The sequence below is a fragment of the Lactobacillus sp. VURO6/B1 (VP7) genome, assembly GCF_058139575.1.
In genome coordinates this window covers 73,670-90,874 of the sequence record NZ_JBVOWJ010000010.1, presented here as the reverse complement: position 1 = coordinate 90,874, position 17,205 = coordinate 73,670, and the positions used below count along the sequence as shown (strand labels likewise).

General features: G+C 35.9%; 17 protein-coding genes. 16 read left to right on the top strand and 1 reads right to left on the bottom strand.

What is annotated here, in order from left to right; translation table 11 throughout:
• Genes fmt through ACZ2M0_RS06895 form a run of 7 tightly spaced genes read left to right on the top strand, consistent with a single transcriptional unit; the run spans window position 1 to window position 7,223 of the window.
• Entirely contained in the window at window positions 1-945 is a 945-nt protein-coding gene (gene fmt / locus ACZ2M0_RS06925; RefSeq protein ID WP_198178952.1) for a methionyl-tRNA formyltransferase, read from the top strand.
• A complete protein-coding gene (gene rsmB, locus ACZ2M0_RS06920; RefSeq protein WP_490058957.1) occupies window positions 932-2,257 on the top strand; it encodes a 16S rRNA (cytosine(967)-C(5))-methyltransferase RsmB in 1,326 nt (441 codons plus the stop codon). Before fmt ends, rsmB begins: the two co-directional genes overlap by 14 nt.
• A gap of 4 nt (window positions 2,258-2,261) precedes the next feature.
• Window positions 2,262-3,011, top strand: a complete 750-nt coding sequence (locus ACZ2M0_RS06915) for a Stp1/IreP family PP2C-type Ser/Thr phosphatase (RefSeq protein ID WP_198178956.1) — start codon at window positions 2,262-2,264, stop codon at window positions 3,009-3,011.
• On the top strand, window positions 3,008-4,993 hold the full coding sequence (gene pknB, locus ACZ2M0_RS06910; RefSeq protein ID WP_198178958.1) for a Stk1 family PASTA domain-containing Ser/Thr kinase: 1,986 nt from the start codon (window positions 3,008-3,010) through the stop codon (window positions 4,991-4,993). The genes ACZ2M0_RS06915 and pknB overlap by 4 nt, the downstream gene beginning before the upstream one ends.
• A complete protein-coding gene (gene rsgA / locus ACZ2M0_RS06905) occupies window positions 4,989-5,879 on the top strand; it encodes a ribosome small subunit-dependent GTPase A (protein ID WP_370466779.1) in 891 nt (296 codons plus the stop codon). The genes pknB and rsgA overlap by 5 nt, the downstream gene beginning before the upstream one ends.
• Before the next feature lie 10 nt (window positions 5,880-5,889).
• Window positions 5,890-6,537 (top strand): ribulose-phosphate 3-epimerase, encoded by a 648-nt coding sequence (gene rpe, locus ACZ2M0_RS06900; protein ID WP_198178962.1) that lies wholly within the window; start codon window positions 5,890-5,892, stop codon window positions 6,535-6,537.
• Complete coding sequence (locus ACZ2M0_RS06895; protein ID WP_198178964.1) at window positions 6,534-7,223, top strand: thiamine diphosphokinase; 690 nt, start codon at window positions 6,534-6,536, stop codon at window positions 7,221-7,223. The genes rpe and ACZ2M0_RS06895 overlap by 4 nt, the downstream gene beginning before the upstream one ends.
• Before the next feature lie 228 nt (window positions 7,224-7,451).
• Here ACZ2M0_RS06895 and rpmB read toward each other — a convergent pair whose 3' ends face one another.
• The gene (gene rpmB, locus ACZ2M0_RS06890; protein ID WP_038523104.1) at window positions 7,452-7,637 is read right to left on the bottom strand and encodes a 50S ribosomal protein L28; all 186 of its coding nucleotides are present in this window, start codon (window positions 7,635-7,637) and stop codon (window positions 7,452-7,454) included.
• Window positions 7,638-7,800: 163 nt separating this feature from the next.
• On the opposite strand from rpmB, the gene ACZ2M0_RS06885 reads away from it, so the two are divergent.
• From ACZ2M0_RS06885 to ACZ2M0_RS06845, 9 genes are all read left to right on the top strand, one after another.
• Window positions 7,801-8,163: an Asp23/Gls24 family envelope stress response protein gene (locus ACZ2M0_RS06885; RefSeq protein WP_034981534.1), complete on the top strand. Its 363-nt coding sequence runs from the start codon at window positions 7,801-7,803 to the stop codon at window positions 8,161-8,163.
• 21 nt (window positions 8,164-8,184) lie between these two features.
• Window positions 8,185-9,843: a DAK2 domain-containing protein gene (locus tag ACZ2M0_RS06880; RefSeq protein ID WP_198178966.1), complete on the top strand. Its 1,659-nt coding sequence runs from the start codon at window positions 8,185-8,187 to the stop codon at window positions 9,841-9,843.
• A 2-nt stretch (window positions 9,844-9,845) separates the two neighbouring features.
• Complete coding sequence (gene recG / locus ACZ2M0_RS06875; RefSeq protein WP_198178983.1) at window positions 9,846-11,882, top strand: ATP-dependent DNA helicase RecG; 2,037 nt, start codon at window positions 9,846-9,848, stop codon at window positions 11,880-11,882.
• Window positions 11,883-11,899: 17 nt separating this feature from the next.
• On the top strand, window positions 11,900-12,904 hold the full coding sequence (gene plsX, locus ACZ2M0_RS06870; protein ID WP_198178985.1) for a phosphate acyltransferase PlsX: 1,005 nt from the start codon (window positions 11,900-11,902) through the stop codon (window positions 12,902-12,904).
• A 4-nt stretch (window positions 12,905-12,908) separates the two neighbouring features.
• On the top strand, window positions 12,909-13,151 hold the full coding sequence (gene acpP / locus ACZ2M0_RS06865; protein WP_198178987.1) for an acyl carrier protein: 243 nt from the start codon (window positions 12,909-12,911) through the stop codon (window positions 13,149-13,151).
• A 119-nt stretch (window positions 13,152-13,270) separates the two neighbouring features.
• On the top strand, window positions 13,271-14,281 hold the full coding sequence (locus ACZ2M0_RS06860; protein WP_490058956.1) for an ABC transporter ATP-binding protein: 1,011 nt from the start codon (window positions 13,271-13,273) through the stop codon (window positions 14,279-14,281).
• 3 nt (window positions 14,282-14,284) lie between these two features.
• Complete coding sequence (locus ACZ2M0_RS06855; protein ID WP_490058955.1) at window positions 14,285-15,262, top strand: ATP-binding cassette domain-containing protein; 978 nt, start codon at window positions 14,285-14,287, stop codon at window positions 15,260-15,262.
• A gap of 2 nt (window positions 15,263-15,264) precedes the next feature.
• Window positions 15,265-16,224, top strand: a complete 960-nt coding sequence (gene opp4B / locus ACZ2M0_RS06850; protein ID WP_046332260.1) for an oligopeptide ABC transporter permease — start codon at window positions 15,265-15,267, stop codon at window positions 16,222-16,224.
• A 14-nt stretch (window positions 16,225-16,238) separates the two neighbouring features.
• Complete coding sequence (locus ACZ2M0_RS06845) at window positions 16,239-17,159, top strand: ABC transporter permease (protein WP_046332259.1); 921 nt, start codon at window positions 16,239-16,241, stop codon at window positions 17,157-17,159.
• Window positions 17,160-17,205 lie beyond the last annotated feature (46 nt).

The window sequence follows — 17,205 nt, the reverse complement described above, 5'->3', positions numbered from 1 at the left end:
ATGACATCAATTATTTTTTTAGGAACGCCTAAATTTGCTGTACCAATTTTAAAGGCTCTTTCAGAGAATGATTATGAAATAAAAGCTGTGGTTACTCAACCTGATAAAAAAGTTGGTCGAAAACAAAAAGTTACTGAAACTCCGGTCAAGCTTTTAGCTAAGAAACTGAATTTACCAGTTTTTCAGCCTGAGCACTTGGGAAAGTCTGCTGATTTGGCTACTTTGATAAAAATGCACGCCGATTTAATCATCACTGCCGCTTATGGTCAGTTTTTGCCTAGTAAATTTCTGCAATCGGCAAGAATTGCTGCTGTTAACGTTCATGGCTCTTTATTACCAAAATATCGTGGTGGTGCGCCAATTCAATATGCTCTTATTAATGGTGATAAACAAACCGGAGTTACCATTATGGAAATGGTTAAGCAAATGGATGCAGGTGACATATATTCCCAGCAAGCAATAGATATTCAAAAAGAAGATAATGCAGGAACTTTATTTGAAAAATTATCTCTTTTAGGACGTGACTTGTTACTCCAAACTTTACCGCAAATTATTGCTGATCCGCAGAAAAAGACAGCGCAAGATCAAAATAAAGTGGTTTTTTCACCAAATATCAGCAAAGGACAGGAACAAATAAAATTAAATATGACTGCAACCGAAGCCAATAATTTAATTCGCGGTCTTAATCCTGATCCAGGAGCTTATTTGCTCATTGATGGTAAAAGATTTAAAATATGGCAAGCTGAAGTTGCTGCCGACACGACTACATTTCCTGCTGGAGTTGTCGTTGATAATAAAAAACGATTTGCAATTAGTTTTGCCAATCATACCGTTTTGAATTTACTTGAAGTTCAGCCTTCTGGAAAGAAGAAAATGCCAGTTAAGAGTTTTTTGAACGGTCAGGGTAAAAACTTCAGTAAAGGTGATAAGATTGTCAGTTCATAAAAGTGCGCGTTCGGTAGCACTTGCAACCTTGATTCGAGTATTTCGTGATGGCTCTTATTCAAATATTAGTTTTAGCAATAGTTTGCAGAAAACGAAGCTGTCTCAGGCTGACCAAAATTTGGCAACAAGAATCGTGTATGGCACTATTCAGGAAAAGATATATTTGGAGTATCAGTTTCACGATTTATTAAAGACTGAACTTAAAGAAGATTACCTGTTGCCATTGTTGTTGATGTCTGCCTATCAGATATTGTTTATGAACAGCATACCAGATCGAGCCGTCCTAAATGAAGCTAATATTTTGGCTAAGGAATTTGGTAGAAAGCATTCTGCTGGATTTAAGATTGTTAATGGTATTTTGCGGTCTTTCTTGAGAAGAGGCAAGATTTTGCCCGATGCTAAAGACAAGGTATATTTTTTAAGTGTTAAAGAAAGTACACCCCAGTGGCTTGTTCAGTATCTTATTAATAGTTGGGGTGAAAATAGAACGGCCTCAATTTTGTCCAGCATTAATAAACCGGCTAAAAATACTGTTAGAATTTCCGGCCTGGCTGATTCCAATTTGGTTATTGAGGAATTAACTAAATTAGGATTTTCTCCTGTCAAATCTCAAATTGCTGAAGATGAATTGGTTTTAACACATGGTGGAGTTTTTAAAACTTCTTTATTTAAAGAAGGGAAATTGACAATTCAGGACGAAGCTGCTAGTTTGGCAGTAAGTGCTTTCACTTTCTCTGGCAATGAAGAAGTTCTTGATGCCTGTAGTGCACCAGGTGGAAAAACTATTCAAATTGCTGAAAAGCTAAAACAAGGTCATGTGACTGCTCTAGATATTCACAAAAACAAATTGCGTTTGGTTATGCAAAATGGTAAAAGAATGAATGTGGAGTCAAGAATAAACGTTAAAACGATGGATGCCAGAAAAGCTGATCAAACATTTAAAAAAGAGCAGTTTGACAAAATCTTGGTGGATGCTCCATGTTCTGGTTTAGGTCTTATTAGGAGAAAGCCAGAAATTCGTTATACTAAAACATTAGTCGATCTAACCAAATCACAAAAAGTACAATTGGATATTTTAGATCATGTGAGTACATTGTTAAATCGGGATGGCGAATTTGTTTATTCTACTTGTACTATTACTCAAGAAGAAGATGAAGACGTTGTTAAGGCTTTTTTAAAAAGTCATACTCAGTTTGAATTACAACCTTTCACTGCGGGTAAGCTTAAAGCAACAAAAGGGATGCTGAAAATTTTACCTGATAGTTATGGCAGTGACGGTTTTTTTATTGCTAAGTTTAAAATGCGAGGTTAAAGTTTTGATTAGAACAGCATTTGCATCTAGTATTGGACGAATACGCAAAAGCAATCAGGATTCTGTCCAGGTTTTCAAAAATAAAAAGAACGCTTTGTTGGCCATTGTTTGCGATGGTATGGGTGGACACCAAGGTGGCGATGTAGCGTCAACTATGGCTGTGAGTCATTTAGGTCATAATTTTGGCAGTACGGATTTTTATGATTCTGACAGTGCACGCCAGTGGTTAAACGTCCAGCTCAGTAATGAAAATGAAACTATACTCAGAACCGCAGATCGTTTTCCTGACCTAAATGGTATGGGAACAACTATTGTTTTAGCTGCCATTTTTAACAACGAAGCTTTAATTGCCCATCTGGGGGATTCAAGGGCGTATGGTTATTCTGAAGGAAAATTTATTCAGTTAGTTGAAGATCATTCTCTTGTTAATGAATTAGTAAAACTAGGACAAATTACGAAGCAACAGGCCAGAAATCATCCTCAAAAAAATATTATTACGCAGTCACTTGGAGTTTCCAGTACAATTGATCCAGAGTTTAAGCAGGTCACTTTAAATGATAACGATATTATTTTGCTTTGTACCGATGGATTAACAAATTCATTAAGTGACCCACAGATTCAGCAAATTCTTGCCACGAAAGATTTATCTTTGAAAAGTCGCTGTCAAAAGTTAATTGATGAAGCTAATCGCTTAGGTGGTGAGGATAATATTACCGCTTGCCTAATTCTAAACGAAGGCGGTGACAATAAATGATAAATAAGGGCTATTTGCTAGGTGATCGTTACCGCATAATCGACACATTGGGTGAAGGCGGCATGGCCAATGTTTATCTCGCTGAAGATATAATTCTCCAGCGAAAAGTTGCGGTTAAAATTTTACGCCTTGATTTGCAAAAAGAACCGCAAACTTTAGCTCGTTTTCAAAGAGAAGCACTAGCAACAAGCGAATTGAGTCACCCTAATATAGTAATGGTTTTAGATGTTGGCACTGATCATGGCTTACCATACATGGTTATGGAATATGTCGATGGGCCGGATTTAAAAGACTATATTAGAGCAAATTCTCCATTGCACTTAGGAGATATTATCCGCATTATGGACCAAATACTGAGTGCAATGTCTTTGGCTCATAAACATAACGTTATTCACAGAGATCTAAAGCCGCAAAATATTTTAATGGATAAACATGGAAATATAAAAATTGCCGACTTCGGTATTGCTGTGGCTTTAAATCAAAATTCAATTACCCAAACGAATTCAGCGATTGGTTCCGTTCACTATATGTCCCCAGAACAAACGAGGGGTGGACTCGTTACCAAACAGTCTGATATTTATTCTTTAGGGATAATTCTGTATGAATTGATTACTGGTCATGTGCCATTTAATGGAGACTCAGCTGTTTCAATTGCTTTAAAGCATGCACAAGAGCCTATACCTTCAATCAGAAAACAAGATCCCAATATTCCACAAGCACTTGAAAATGTTGTTTTAAGAGCAACTGCTAAAGATCCACGAGATCGGTATGATTCAGCTAAAGAAATGAAGGATGATCTTGATAGCAGTTTAGAGCCAGGTAGAGCAAATGAACCGGTTTTTAAGCCCACACACGGGAATAATGATGATGAAACAATTATTTTACCTAGTTTCAAGTCTAGCCCAAATAGCAGTAAGGTAACTGAAGAAGGCAAAACTCAAAGTAACGGACCGCTGAATGAATCTAAAGCAAATCGTTCTAGTTTTGCACAGGCTTTGCGTAAACATAAATGGTGGTGGCTTTTTGTAGGAATTGCTGCGGTTTTAATTGTTGGTTTAATGTTTTTTGTTCTTAACAGTAATAATCATAAAGATGTTCGTATTCCAGATGTTACCAATATGAGTGAAAAAAAAGCAAGAAACAAACTGGAAAACGTAGGATTGAAAGTAGGTAAAATAAGACACAGAAGTTCTGACAGTATAGATCGTGGTAAAGTAATTGAAACCTCGCCCACTGCAGGAGCAGAAATAAAACGAGGCAGATTTATTGATCTTTATATTTCGGATGGAGCTGGCATGGTAAGAGTTCCTGATGTAACTGGTGATGAATATGACATTGCAGTACAAAAACTCGAAAAACTAGGCTTTGAAATAATTCGTGAAAATCAGTTTTCTTCTAGCGTTCCACCAAATCATGTGATTTCTCAAAGCGTTGCAGCTGATGTTGAAGTAAAGCCGGAGCAAACAACAATTACTTTAACCGTATCTAAAGGAAAAAGTCATCGTGCAAAAGCTCATATGATTAAATTACCGGATTTATCTGATTATTCTTTAAAAGCAGCGCAAGAATTTGCGCATAAACATGGATTGACTTTACAAGTCAGTTCCGCATACTCAAATAAAGTTAAAAAGGGTAAAATTATTTCCATGAGTCCGGCAGCAGGTACAGAAGTACCAAATGGAAGCACTATATCAGTTAATGTTTCTGAGGGTCCCAAAAAACAACGTAATCTGACGGCAATCAAAAACTTCACAGTTAGTTACGAAGATACTGATGACGATGATTCCGATGATAAACGGGGCAATCATGTTCAAATTTATATTTCAGACGATAATCATTCAATTGACAATATTTATCGGGATTTATATATTAAAAAGGATATGAATTTTTCAATTCCATTTGAACTTAAAGACGGTCCAGGTCAACTAAAAGTAGTGCGCGACGGGCAGACTATTTTGAACGAGAAGGTCAAAAATGATTAAAGAAGATCAAGGAATTGTCATTGGTCTGATTGCGGGCTTTTATGATGTTCAGACAAGCACTGATATTGTAAGAACACGTGCTAGAGGAGTTTTCCGTAAGAATAATTTAAAGCCTGTTGTTGGTGATCACGTTAAAATACAAATTGATGATCAGGGCACAAGTTACTTGGTTGCAGTTTTGCCTCGTAAAAACCTGATTGGTCGTCCTGCCCTAGCTAATGTTACTCAGATTTTACTCGTAATGTCTGCTGTCCAACCGGACTTTTCGCTACAATTATTAGATCGCTTTTTGACTTTCTTTTCTTGGAAAAACGTTCCTGTAAGTATTTTTTTATCAAAAAGAGATTTAACAAACAGACTGGAATTAGCTAAAATTGAAGCAAATTTGAAGTATTATCAGGAAATTGGCTATAAGGTCTATTATAGTCAAAAAGAAGTTGCCAGTAATTTACCTAATGATATTGGTTCCGAACAAATATGGACATTAGCCGGTCAATCTGGGGCAGGCAAATCAACGTTAATTAATTCACTTAAAAAAGGCTTGAATCAAGAAACTGGAGTTATCTCAAATTCTTTAAATCGGGGCAAGCACACCACTAGAACTGTGAACCTTTTTCATTTAGGTAAAGGTTATCTTGCGGATACGCCTGGGTTTTCTGCAATTGATTTAACTCCAATAAAAATCAATGAATTACGTAATTATTTCATTGAATTTAAAAAAGCAAGTAAATATTGCAAGTTCCGCGGTTGTCAACATCTTAATGAGCCTAAATGTGAGGTAAAAGCACTAATTAAAAAAGGTAAAATAACAAAAAGCCGCTATGATAATTATTTATTATTGCGTAAAGAAATAGAAAATGGCAAATTACCAGAATATTTAAAGTGAGGAGATAACATTGATAGCACCATCAATATTAAATATTAATAATTTAAATTTAGAAAAAGATATTCAGACAGCTGTGAATGCAGGCATAAAAAGGTTCCACATTGATATCATGGATGGGCATTTTGTAGCTAATTTATCTTTTGGTCCACAACTTGTTTCAGATTTCAAAAAAACTTTTCCTGCTAGTGAGGCTGAGATTCATTTGATGAGCAATAATCCTGATGATTTGGTACCAGCTTTCACTAAAGCGGGGGCTCAAATTATCTTGCTTCATTATGAGGCAATGACTGAAGAAAAACTAAACTACTGGTTGGAGTATTTAAGAGAAAATCAGGTTAAAGCCGGGGTGGTTCTTAATCCTGATACTCCCATTTCTGTACTTTCCAAATTTATATCTAAAATAGATCAAATTTTGCTGATGACTGTTTTTCCCGGTTTTGGTGGACAAAAATTTATTCCAGAATCTCTTTCTAGAATCAAGGAAGCTTCAAGATTAGTTAAAGGTAAAGTTCCAATTGAAGTTGATGGAGGGATCAATGACCAAACTGCTAAAAAAGCTAAGGATGCAGGAGCAGAAATTTTTGTTGCTGGATCATATCTCTTTTGTCAAAATAGTGTTGAACAACAGATTGCTGAACTAAAAGGAATATTACAATGAAGGCCTGGGCGTTGTTAGGTGCTCCTAAACAATTATGGCCGAAGGATCTTAACCAGCAACTTTTAACAGCTAAAAAAAACGGTGATTTAATAATCGGCGTTGATCGTGGAGCTTTACTTTTAAAAGAAATGGGCATGAAAATTGATGTCGCTGAAGGAGATTTTGATTCATTACAAAAAAATGAATTAAGATTAATTGAACAAAATGTCAGAGATATCAGGTATTCGCTTCCAGAAAAAGATTTGACGGATACCGAAATGGCTGTTATATGTGCGCTTATAGATTATCATGTTTCTTATTTAACCCTTTTCGGAGCAACTGGAGGACGCTTAGATCACTTTTTATCTAATTTATTTATGGTTCTCAAACCTGAATTTAACCGGTTTGCTGAAAAAATTGAACTTATAGACCAACAAAATTCAATTAGATTTTACAACTGCGGACACCATGTGATTAAAAAATTATCGACTTATAAATATTTTGGAGTAATACCGTTAACAGCAGTTAAAAATTTAAAAATAGCTGGAGCTAGATATAATTTAAATGAATTTAACGGAATCAATCCTATTTCATTTAGTTCGAATGAATTTTTACTTAATGAAAATCAGTTTAGTTTATCTTTTGAAAAAGGTGTAGTAGCCGTTATTCAATCTAGGGATATTAATCGTTTTCAAAATATAAGATAATAAAAAACAGCAGAAATCTAATAAGAGCTCTAAAATTAGGACACTATTAAGCGAGGACTAACTGCCGATATTCTCTCGGACTTGGTCCTTTTTGTTTGATTTTGGCTATTTTCTGATTGTAGTAATGAAGTTTAGTTTCTAATTAAATATAAGGTCCAAAAATTAACAGATTTTGGGAAATAAAAAAACAGAAGAAAACTTCTGTTTTTTAAAACTTTATTATTTACGTTAGGCACGGGTAACTTTACCAGATTTTAATGTCTTAGTTGAAACCCATACACGCTTTGGCTTGCCATCAACAAGAATACGAACTTTTTGAAGGTTTGGCTTCCACGCACGACGTGATGAATTCAGTGAGTGTGAACGTGTGTTACCAAAAGTGGTCTTTTTGCCTGTGATATAATCTTTTGCCATTTGCTAAACCTCCTTTATTGTGTTTTCATACTAAGTTAAGATAGCATAAGTTTAAGATCATTGCAACTGCAAAAGTATTTTTTAAAAAGGGATTTTTGTATTTAAACTTGATTACTATGATAAAATAGATTCATAATATGAGAACAATGATACGGAGGTAAACATGGCTGTAAAAATCAAAACAAAAAACGGTTTGATTGATATTTCAAATGGAGTGATTGCAACTGTTGTTGGTAGCGCAGCTACATCTAATTATGGTGTTGTCGGCATGGCTTCAAAAAATGCTATCCGTGATGGTTTCGATGGAATATTAAATCGAGCAAATTATAAACGCGGTGTTGTTGTCAAGTCTGAGGATAATAAAATTACGGTTGATGTTTATATAATAGTCGGCTATGGTTTAAAAATATCTGAAGTAAGTCGCAACGTACAAGATAGTGTTAAATTCAATTTGAAAAATCAACTTGGAATTGAAACTAAAGCTGTTAATGTCATCGTTCAAAGTGTTAAAGTGCTTGATGAATAACTCAAGCGGAGGTTAGAAATATTGGTTTTAAAGGAAATAGACAGTAAAAAATTTAGAGATATGGTTCGCGTTGCTACACATAGACTTGGTCGCAATGCAGAGTTTATCAACTCTTTGAACGTTTTCCCAGTTCCTGATGGAGACACTGGAACAAATATGAATTTAACTATTGAAAGTGGTGCTAAAGCTGTTGCCCAAAATACTAGCAATAGTGTCGGTGATTTAACAGAAAGCCTTGCTAAAGGGATGTTAATGGGTGCTCGCGGTAATAGTGGGGTAATTTCTTCTCAGCTCTTTAGAGGAGTTTATAAGGCCACTCAAGGCATGAAAACTCTTAATGCACAAGAATTGGCAAATGCTTTTTCTAATGGAGTTGCAACAGCTTACAAAGCCGTAATGAAGCCAGTTGAAGGAACTATTTTGACTGTTGCTCGGATTGGCGCGCAAGAAGGTGCCAATAAGGCCAATGAAACCGATGATGTTGAAGAAGTTATGAAAGCCATTGTTGAAGGTGCAAAAAAGGCGCTGAAGACTACACCAGACTTACTGCCTGTTTTAAAACAAGTAGGTGTAGTTGATTCAGGTGGACAAGGATTACTCTTTATATATGAGGGCTTTTTAGAAGGACTTTTAGGTGAAGAGTTTGCCGATCGCTATCAGCCTGATGAAGGTGAAATGGATGAAATGATAAATGCAATGCACCACCAGTCAGTACAATCACAACTTTCAACACAGGATATTGCTAATGGCTACTGTACTGAAATTATGGTTGACTTAACTGCTGATGTTCCTAATAAGAAAACTTTCAATTTAGATGAATTTAGAGAACATTTGTCTCAATTGGGTGACTCACTTTTAGCTGTTTCAGATGAAGAAGTGGCCAAAGTTCATATTCATACTGAACATCCAGGAGCGATTTTTGCATATGGCAGTCAATTTGGTCAATTAGGAAAAATTAAAATTGACAATATGCGGATTCAACATGAAACAATAGTAAATAATAGTGAGGAAAACCAAGAAAACGTTGATTTTGCTGTTATTGCTGTCGCTTCAGGTAACGGTATTCGTAAATTATTTGAAAGTGAGGGTGTTAACCGCATTATTTCTGGCGGTCAAACAATGAACCCTTCTACACAAGATATTATTGACTCAATCAAAAAATCAGGTGCTAAAAAAGCAATTGTGATGCCGAATAATGGCAACATTATTATGGCAGCAAAACAAGCAGCTGAAGTAAGTGATATTCCAGTTGGCATTGTTCCTACTAAAACAATTTCGCAAGGTTTAACAGCCATGCTTTCATTTGATGCCGATGATTCTCTAGAAGACAATGTTGCCAACATGACTGACGCTCTTGATACTGTTGTTTCTGGGGAAGTTACTAAAGCTAACCGTGATACAACAATTAATGAAGTTGAAATTCATCAGGATGATTATTTGGGAATAATTGATGGTGATATTAAAGTGGCTGAAACTGATATCATTACTGCGGCTTCATCAATGGTTGAAAAAATGCTGGATGAAGATTCCGAAATCGTTACTGTGATGTATGGACGAGATTCTAATAAGAAAGAAGCTCAAGAACTGGTTGAAGCTGTTAAAGAAAAGCATGATGACCTTGAATTTGAGATTCATGACGGTGGCCAACCCGTATACAATTTCTTGATTTCTGTTGAGTAGTTATGATTGCCAAAAAACTATTTGCTCCTGTTAGTGACTTAAAAGGGGTTGGAGTTAAAACAGCTGCTGCACTGGGCAGCCTGGGAATTTATAGCATTTATGATTTGTTATATTATTTTCCGTTTCGTTATGATGAGCTGCAAACGATTCCTCTTGACCAGATCATGGATGGTCAAAAGGTAATGTTAAAAGGAATTGTAGCGACTCCTGCTTTTGTAACCAGGTTCGGCTATAAAAAAAGCAGACTTAGTTTCAAAATAAGAATTGACCATGATGTAGTCATGGTCAATTTTTTTAATCAGCCGTGGCTGAAAGAAAAAATTGAGGTTGGCAAAGAAGTTGCGATTTACGGCAAATATAATATTTCTAGGCAAAGTTTAGCTGCTTTTAAGTTCATTGCTGCTAAAGAAAATGATAGTGGTATGGCTCCCATTTATTCTGTGAACCGTCACTTAAAGCAGAAAAAACTGGTTGATTTAATTAAATTGGCTTTAGCTGATTACTTAACTGGTGTTGATGATGTTGTTCCAGTTTCAATTAGGAAAAAATATCATTTGCTTAATGAATCTGATGTTATCCAAAAAATGCATCATCCCCAAAATGCTACTGAATCACAAGTTGCCAAAAGAAGTGCTATCTTTAGGGAATTTTTTATTTTTCAAGCTGAGCTTGCCCAACTAACCGAAGTTAATCCTCGAAATAAGGGCTTTGCTAAAAAGTATGATTTAAGTGCAGTAGCTAAATTAACCAAGTCTTTGCCTTTTGACTTATCAACCGACCAAAAAAATGTTATTAATGAAATTTTTGCTGATATGTTTTCTCCAATCCAAATGCACCGTTTATTACAGGGTGATGTTGGTTCTGGAAAAACGATTGTAGCTGTCTATGCACTTTTTGCAGCAGTAACTGCTGGTTTCCAAGCTGCTCTCATGGTTCCTACTGAAATATTGGCTAGTCAACATTTTAAAAAGATTGATGAATTACTCAGGCCTCTGGGCGTTCGTTGTGCCCTATTGACTGGTTCGACTAAAAGCATGGAGCGCAGAGAAATTAACATGGAGCTTGCTGATGGCACTATTAATGTCGTGATTGGTACACATGCTCTGATCCAAAATACTGTTATTTTTAAAAACTTGGGATTGGTGATTATCGATGAACAACACAGATTTGGTGTCAATCAGCGGCAATCTTTGATCAATAAGGGAAATTTGCCCGATATTTTAGCTATGACCGCAACGCCTATTCCCCGAACTTTGGCTTTGACAGTTTATGGCAATATGGCCATTTCTGAGATACGACATCTTCCAGCTGGAAGGAAAAAGGTAGTTTCTTCCTGGAAAACTAGTACGCAAATGGAGCAAGTCTACCAATTGATGCGAGAGCAGCTTGCGCAAGGATATCAAATTTACGCTGTTACTCCTTTAATTACGGAGTCAGAAGCATTAGATTTAAAAAATGCAGAACAGCTTTATGCAAAATTAAGTCAAGATTTTCCTGAAGAAAAAGTGGTATTACTTCACGGTCAAATGCCTGGTAATAAAAAAGATAAGATAATGGCTGAATTTGCTGCTGGAAACATCAATATCTTGGTAACGACTAGCGTTATTGAGGTTGGAGTTGACGTGGCAAACGCTAATATGATGGTGATTTATAATGCTGATCGTTTTGGAATTAGTCAGCTTCATCAGTTAAGAGGGCGAATAGGCAGAGGAAAAACTCAGAGTTATTGCATATTTTTGGCTGATCCTAACACACAGGCAGGTAAAGCCCGTATGAAAATCGTGGCATCAACAACAGACGGTTTTAAATTGGCTGAAGAAGACCTAAAGATGAGGGGAGAAGGAGATCTTTTTGGTAAGGCACAATCTGGTTTACCCGAATTTCAGGTTGGTGACGTAGTTAACAACTACGATACTATGGTAGTAGCACAAAAAGAGGCCAGAAAATTAATCAAAAATGATCCATTCTTGCAAAATTCAGAAAATAAAACTTTAAAAGAAGTGTTAGAATATAAACAATTACAGCAAAAGAGAACATAGTAAAGGTTGAGGATACAATGAGAACTATTGCTATTGATGCTATGGGTGGAGAAAATGCGCCTGAGGCAATTATTCAAGCAGTCTTAAGGGCCAAAAAAGAGTTACCGGAAACAAAATTCGTACTTTTTGGTGACCAAAAAAGAATAAAAAAATTATTGGGTAGTGATAGCAGTCATATAGAAGTAGTTAATACTTCTGAAATTATTTTGGATGAAGATGAGCCAGTCAAGGCCATTAGATCTAAAAAAGATTCGTCACTTGTCGTGGCCGCACAATATGTGAAGCAGGGCAAGGCAGATGCACTTTTTTCATTAGGTAACACAGGCGCCATCTTAGCTTGTGGTATATTTATTATAGGACGCATTAAAGGAGTAGCCCGCCCTGGGTTCATGCCAACTCTCCCAGTAAAAAATTCAGATGATGGATTTAATATGATTGATGTTGGTGCTAATGCCAAAAGTAAACCGGAATATCTGCTTGCTTGGGCTAAAATGGCTTCGTATTATGCAGAAAAAGTGCGGGGAATTAAAAATCCGCGAGTTGGTCTTCTTAATAATGGGTCCGAAAGCGATAAAGGTGATGATGTTCATCAAAAAGCCTACCAGCTGTTATTAGAAAGCAAAGTTAATTTTATAGGTAATATTGAAGGAAATGAATTATTAGATGGTAAAGCTGATGTGATTGCAACAGATGGTTTTACTGGTAATGCAGTTTTAAAAAACATTGAAGGAACCTCAGGTGTTTTGATTCATCTATTGAAGGAAAACTTGCTTAATAACGGCCTTTTTGTTAAATTAGGCGCATTAATGATCAAAAAAGCTTTAAAAGGTTTAGTTTCAAAATTTGATGTTGATAAATATGGTGGTGCAGTTTTACTCGGAGTCAATGCTCCCGTAGTCAAAACACATGGTCGCTCAGGTCAACGTGCTGTTTATTTTACGATTAAACAAATTGATAAAATTTTACAGGAAAAAATAATTGATAATTTTAAGGTAGAGTTTGCTGTTGAAAATAAGAGGTAAAACTATGAGTAAAGAAGAAATTTTTACTAAAATTCGAGATATACTAGCAGATAATTTTGAAGTTGAAAAAGAAAAGATAACCGATGAAACTAATTTCAAAAGTGATTTGGACGCTGATTCCATTGACTTAGTGGAATTCATTTTACAACTAGAAGATGAATTCGGCGCCGAGATTTCTGATGAAGATGCGGAAAAAATTAAGACAGTTGGTGATGCAGTTATTTATGTAGCGGATCACCAAAAATAACTAAAAAATATTCATTATTAATTTGCATACAAAATGTTTCACGGTTATAATTAGAAATTAAATAAATTTATTAAATATCTTTAATAAATTCATTGAAGATTTGAGAGGGGAAATGACCTTTGGAAAAACAAAGTGATCTCTTGCTAGATATCCAGCATTTGCATACTGCATATCGTTTACATGGAAAGTTTTATGATGCTGCAGATGATATTAATTTAACGTTGAAGCGAAATGAAATTTTATCCATCGTAGGTGAATCTGGTTGTGGTAAGAGTACAATTGCATCGAGTATTATCGGCTTGTACGACCATAAAAATACAAAAGTAACTGGTGATATTCTATATGATGAGTTAAATTTAGTCGGATTGAATGAAAACTTGTTTAACAAAATACGTGGAAATAAAATTGGCATGATCTTTCAGGATCCATTGGCTAGTTTAAATCCGCTGATGCGTGTTGGCGATCAGGTAGCTGAAACGCTTTATTATCATACAGATATGAATGAAAAAGAGCGTTATAATCGTGTGATTGAATTATTCAATCAAGTAGGTATGCCAAAACCAGAAGAAACTTTTCGAATGTATCCTTTTGAGCTATCAGGGGGATTAAGACAAAGGGTCGTGATTGCTATGGCAATTGCATGTAAGCCCGAAATTATCATTGCAGATGAGCCTACTACCGCTTTGGATGTTACTATTCAAGCTCAAATTTTGGATCTGCTTGAAGATATTCAAAAGCAATCCCAATCTGGTATTATTTTGATTACTCACGATTTAGGGGTAGTTGCTGAAACTGCTGATCAAGTTGCAGTTATGTATGGTGGGCAGATAGTAGAAAAAGCCGATGTAAAAACTGTCTTTGAGCATCCACTGCACCCATACACTCGCTCCTTGTTAAATTCAATGCCTCAATCTGAAGATGAGGAAGAAGATTTGCACGTTATTCAAGGAACGGTTCCATCATTGCAAAATATGCCTAGAAAAGGCGACAGATTTGCTGCTAGAATTCCATGGATTCCTGCCAGTGCTCATGAAGAGAACCCAGTAATGCATGAAGTTGAGCCTGGTCACTGGGTAAGATGTACTTGCTGGAAGACGTTCCACTTTCAAGATGAAGTAGGTGGGGAGTAGTTTATGGCTAAAGAAATCATACAAGTAAAAAACTTAAAAGTTCATTATCCCATACGAACAGGTTTTTGGAACCGGATTACTGACTATGTCAGAGCAGTTGACGATATTAGTATTACTATTAATGAAGGTGAAACCTATGGTTTAATTGGTGAATCTGGATCAGGCAAGTCAACTACTGGTAAGGCCATTGTTGGTGTTGAGCCTGTGACTAGTGGTAGTATCCTTTACAAGGGTGTTGATATTACCAAATCTAGAAATCGACGCAAACTAAACTACAATAAAGATGTCCAAATGATTTTTCAAGATTCAATGTCGAGTTTAAACCCGAGAAAACGAATCGAAGACATTATTGCTGAACCTATTCGAAATTTCGAAAATTTAACCACAGACCAAGAACGTGATCGTGTTCAAGAATTACTGGATATCGTAGGTATGCCTAGTGATTCAATTTACAAATACCCTCATGAATTTTCTGGGGGACAGAGACAAAGAATTGGCGTAGCTCGTGCGGTTGCAACTAATCCTCGTTTAATTGTTGCTGATGAACCTACTAGTGCTTTGGATTTGTCTGTGCAAGCTCAGGTTTTAAACTTTATGAAGCATATACAACAGAAATATAATATTGCTTATTTGTTTATTTCTCATGACTTAGGTGTAGTAAAGCATATGTCTGAAAACTTAGCTATTATGCACCGAGGACGTTTAGTCGAAATAGGCTCAAGAGAAGATATTTATGAGCATCCAATACATATTTATACTAAGAGATTGCTCTCTGCTATACCGCAAGTTGATGTTGAACATCGTGATGAGCATAAAAAACACCGACAAGAAGTTGAGAAAGAATTTCAAAATGATCAAAGCAAATGGTATGACAAGGATGGTCGTGTATTTCCTTTGCAACAAGTTTCTGGCAAACATTTAGTAGCTTTACCGAAAAAAGAATTGAACGAAGAGAAGATAAATGAAAAGGAGGGGGCATAATCATGTGGAAAACAGTTCTCAGACGAATTTTAATTATGATCCCGCAAATTATTATCTTGAGTATTTTGGTATTTTTCTTGGCTAAGATGATGCCAGGTGATCCTTTCACTGGACAAATTAATCCAAATACTGATCCTAAGCAACTTGAAGCTTTAAAAAGAGCGGCTGGTTTATATGATCCTGCACCAGTTCAATATGCACGCTGGGTAGGAAACCTGTTTAAAGGAGACCTGGGTACAAGTTATATCCAGCATGTGCCTGTTACTTCTTTAATTGCCGATCGTGCTGTTAATACTTTCTGGTTATCATTATTATCTACGGCTATCTGCTATGCTATTTCTATTCCTATGGGAGTAACAGCAGGTCGTCACCAAGATGAATGGCAAGATCAAGCAGTTCAGATTTTTAATTATGTTACTTTCGCTATTCCGCCATTTGTATTTTATATACTAGGAATCTGGTTATTTGGCTTTACTTTGGGCTGGTTCCCTATTTCTGGCTCTGTTTCACCAGGTGCCTCTGGTTTTTGGGGAACTTTAGGAAGCCAACTTTATCACATTATTCTACCTGCTATCCTAGTGGGATTAATTACCACTACATCAATTGTGCAATATTTAAGAACGGGAATAGTTGATAATAAGGTTGAGGATTATGTTCGTACAGCACATAGTAAGGGTGTGCCGGAAAAAGTTGTATTCAATAAACACATTTTACGTAATTCCCTTTTACCAATTGCCTCTTCTTTCGGTACAGTCATTACTGGACTTTTAAGTGGCTCGATGATTGTTGAATCAGTTTTTAGTTATCCTGGAATGGGTAAGTTATTTTTAGATTCTATTGGTCAGCGTGATTACACAACTTTGACTGCCTTAATATTAATTTTTGGTATTTTAACACTATTAGGTAATCTACTTTCTGATATTATCATGAGTATAATTGATCCAAGGATCAGAATTAAATAAAGGGAGGAGAAAATATGTCCGACAAGAAAGAAATTAAGACTAATTTGAAAGATAAAAAGAAAAATGTTTCTTCTCCTGAATCAAGTTTTAAAGTAATTATTAGAGAAATTGTAAAAGATAAGGTGGCATTAACTGCTTTTGTTGTAATAGTTCTAATATTGCTGTTTACCATGGTAGGCTCCTTATTTTTAAATTCTGCTCAGGTAACTGAAACAAATATAGTAGAAGCCTACAATCCATGGGGAACTGCTGGCCATATCTTAGGAACTGACGATGGTGGACGTGATATCGTCAAGTTACTAATAATGGGTGGACGAAATTCCATTTTGATTGGTTTAGGGGTAACCGTAGTTTGTGAAACTGTTGGTTTACTTGTGGGTCTAGTATCTGGATATTACGGTGGTAACATTGACGCCATAATAATGAGAATAGTAGATTTTGTTCAGGTATTGCCAACTTTCCCAATTGAAATTGTTTTAGTTTCTGTTATTCCGAACTACAATCCTATTAGTTTAATTTGGATTATTTCACTATTTGGGTGGCCCAAAACTGCAAGGTACTTTAGGGCCTTCATACTATCTCAAAGAGAAAGAGATTATGTTTTGGCTTCCAAAACTTCAGGTTCTTCAGACCTGAAAATTATGTTTCGTGAAGTTTTACCAAATATTACCTCAATGATTATTATTGATGTTGTATTAACTATTGCTGGTAATATTGGTATTGAAACTACGTTATCTTACATTGGCTATGGTTTACCAGCAACAGTTCCATCATTAGGTACTTTAATTGGTTTTGCCAATGATCCTGTAAACGTAGTAAGTCGTCCCTGGCTATGGCTTCCGGCTACAATTTTACTGTTAGCAATTTCGCTAAGTATAAATTACGTTGGTCGTGCCCTACAGCGTGCTGGTGATGCCAGACAACGTGAGAATTAATTCAATATTAGAATACAAAGAGCTTTGTCTAAAGAGACAAAGCTCT

Bases quoted from the DNA above. Each gene is read 5' to 3' on its own strand.
- fmt (WP_198178952.1), top strand. From the start codon at position 1: ATGACATCAATTATTTTTTTAGGAACGCCTAAATTTGCTGTACCAATT.
- ACZ2M0_RS06845 (WP_046332259.1), top strand. From the start codon at position 16,239: ATGTCCGACAAGAAAGAAATTAAGACTAATTTGAAAGATAAAAAGAAA.
- recG (WP_198178983.1), top strand. From the start codon at position 9,846: ATGATTGCCAAAAAACTATTTGCTCCTGTTAGTGACTTAAAAGGGGTT.
- pknB (WP_198178958.1), top strand. From the start codon at position 3,008: ATGATAAATAAGGGCTATTTGCTAGGTGATCGTTACCGCATAATCGAC.
- ACZ2M0_RS06855 (WP_490058955.1), top strand. From the start codon at position 14,285: ATGGCTAAAGAAATCATACAAGTAAAAAACTTAAAAGTTCATTATCCC.
- ACZ2M0_RS06895 (WP_198178964.1), top strand. From the start codon at position 6,534: ATGAAGGCCTGGGCGTTGTTAGGTGCTCCTAAACAATTATGGCCGAAG.
- opp4B (WP_046332260.1), top strand. From the start codon at position 15,265: ATGTGGAAAACAGTTCTCAGACGAATTTTAATTATGATCCCGCAAATT.
- plsX (WP_198178985.1), top strand. From the start codon at position 11,900: ATGAGAACTATTGCTATTGATGCTATGGGTGGAGAAAATGCGCCTGAG.
- acpP (WP_198178987.1), top strand. From the start codon at position 12,909: ATGAGTAAAGAAGAAATTTTTACTAAAATTCGAGATATACTAGCAGAT.
- ACZ2M0_RS06885 (WP_034981534.1), top strand. From the start codon at position 7,801: ATGGCTGTAAAAATCAAAACAAAAAACGGTTTGATTGATATTTCAAAT.
- rpmB (WP_038523104.1), bottom strand. From the start codon at position 7,637: ATGGCAAAAGATTATATCACAGGCAAAAAGACCACTTTTGGTAACACA.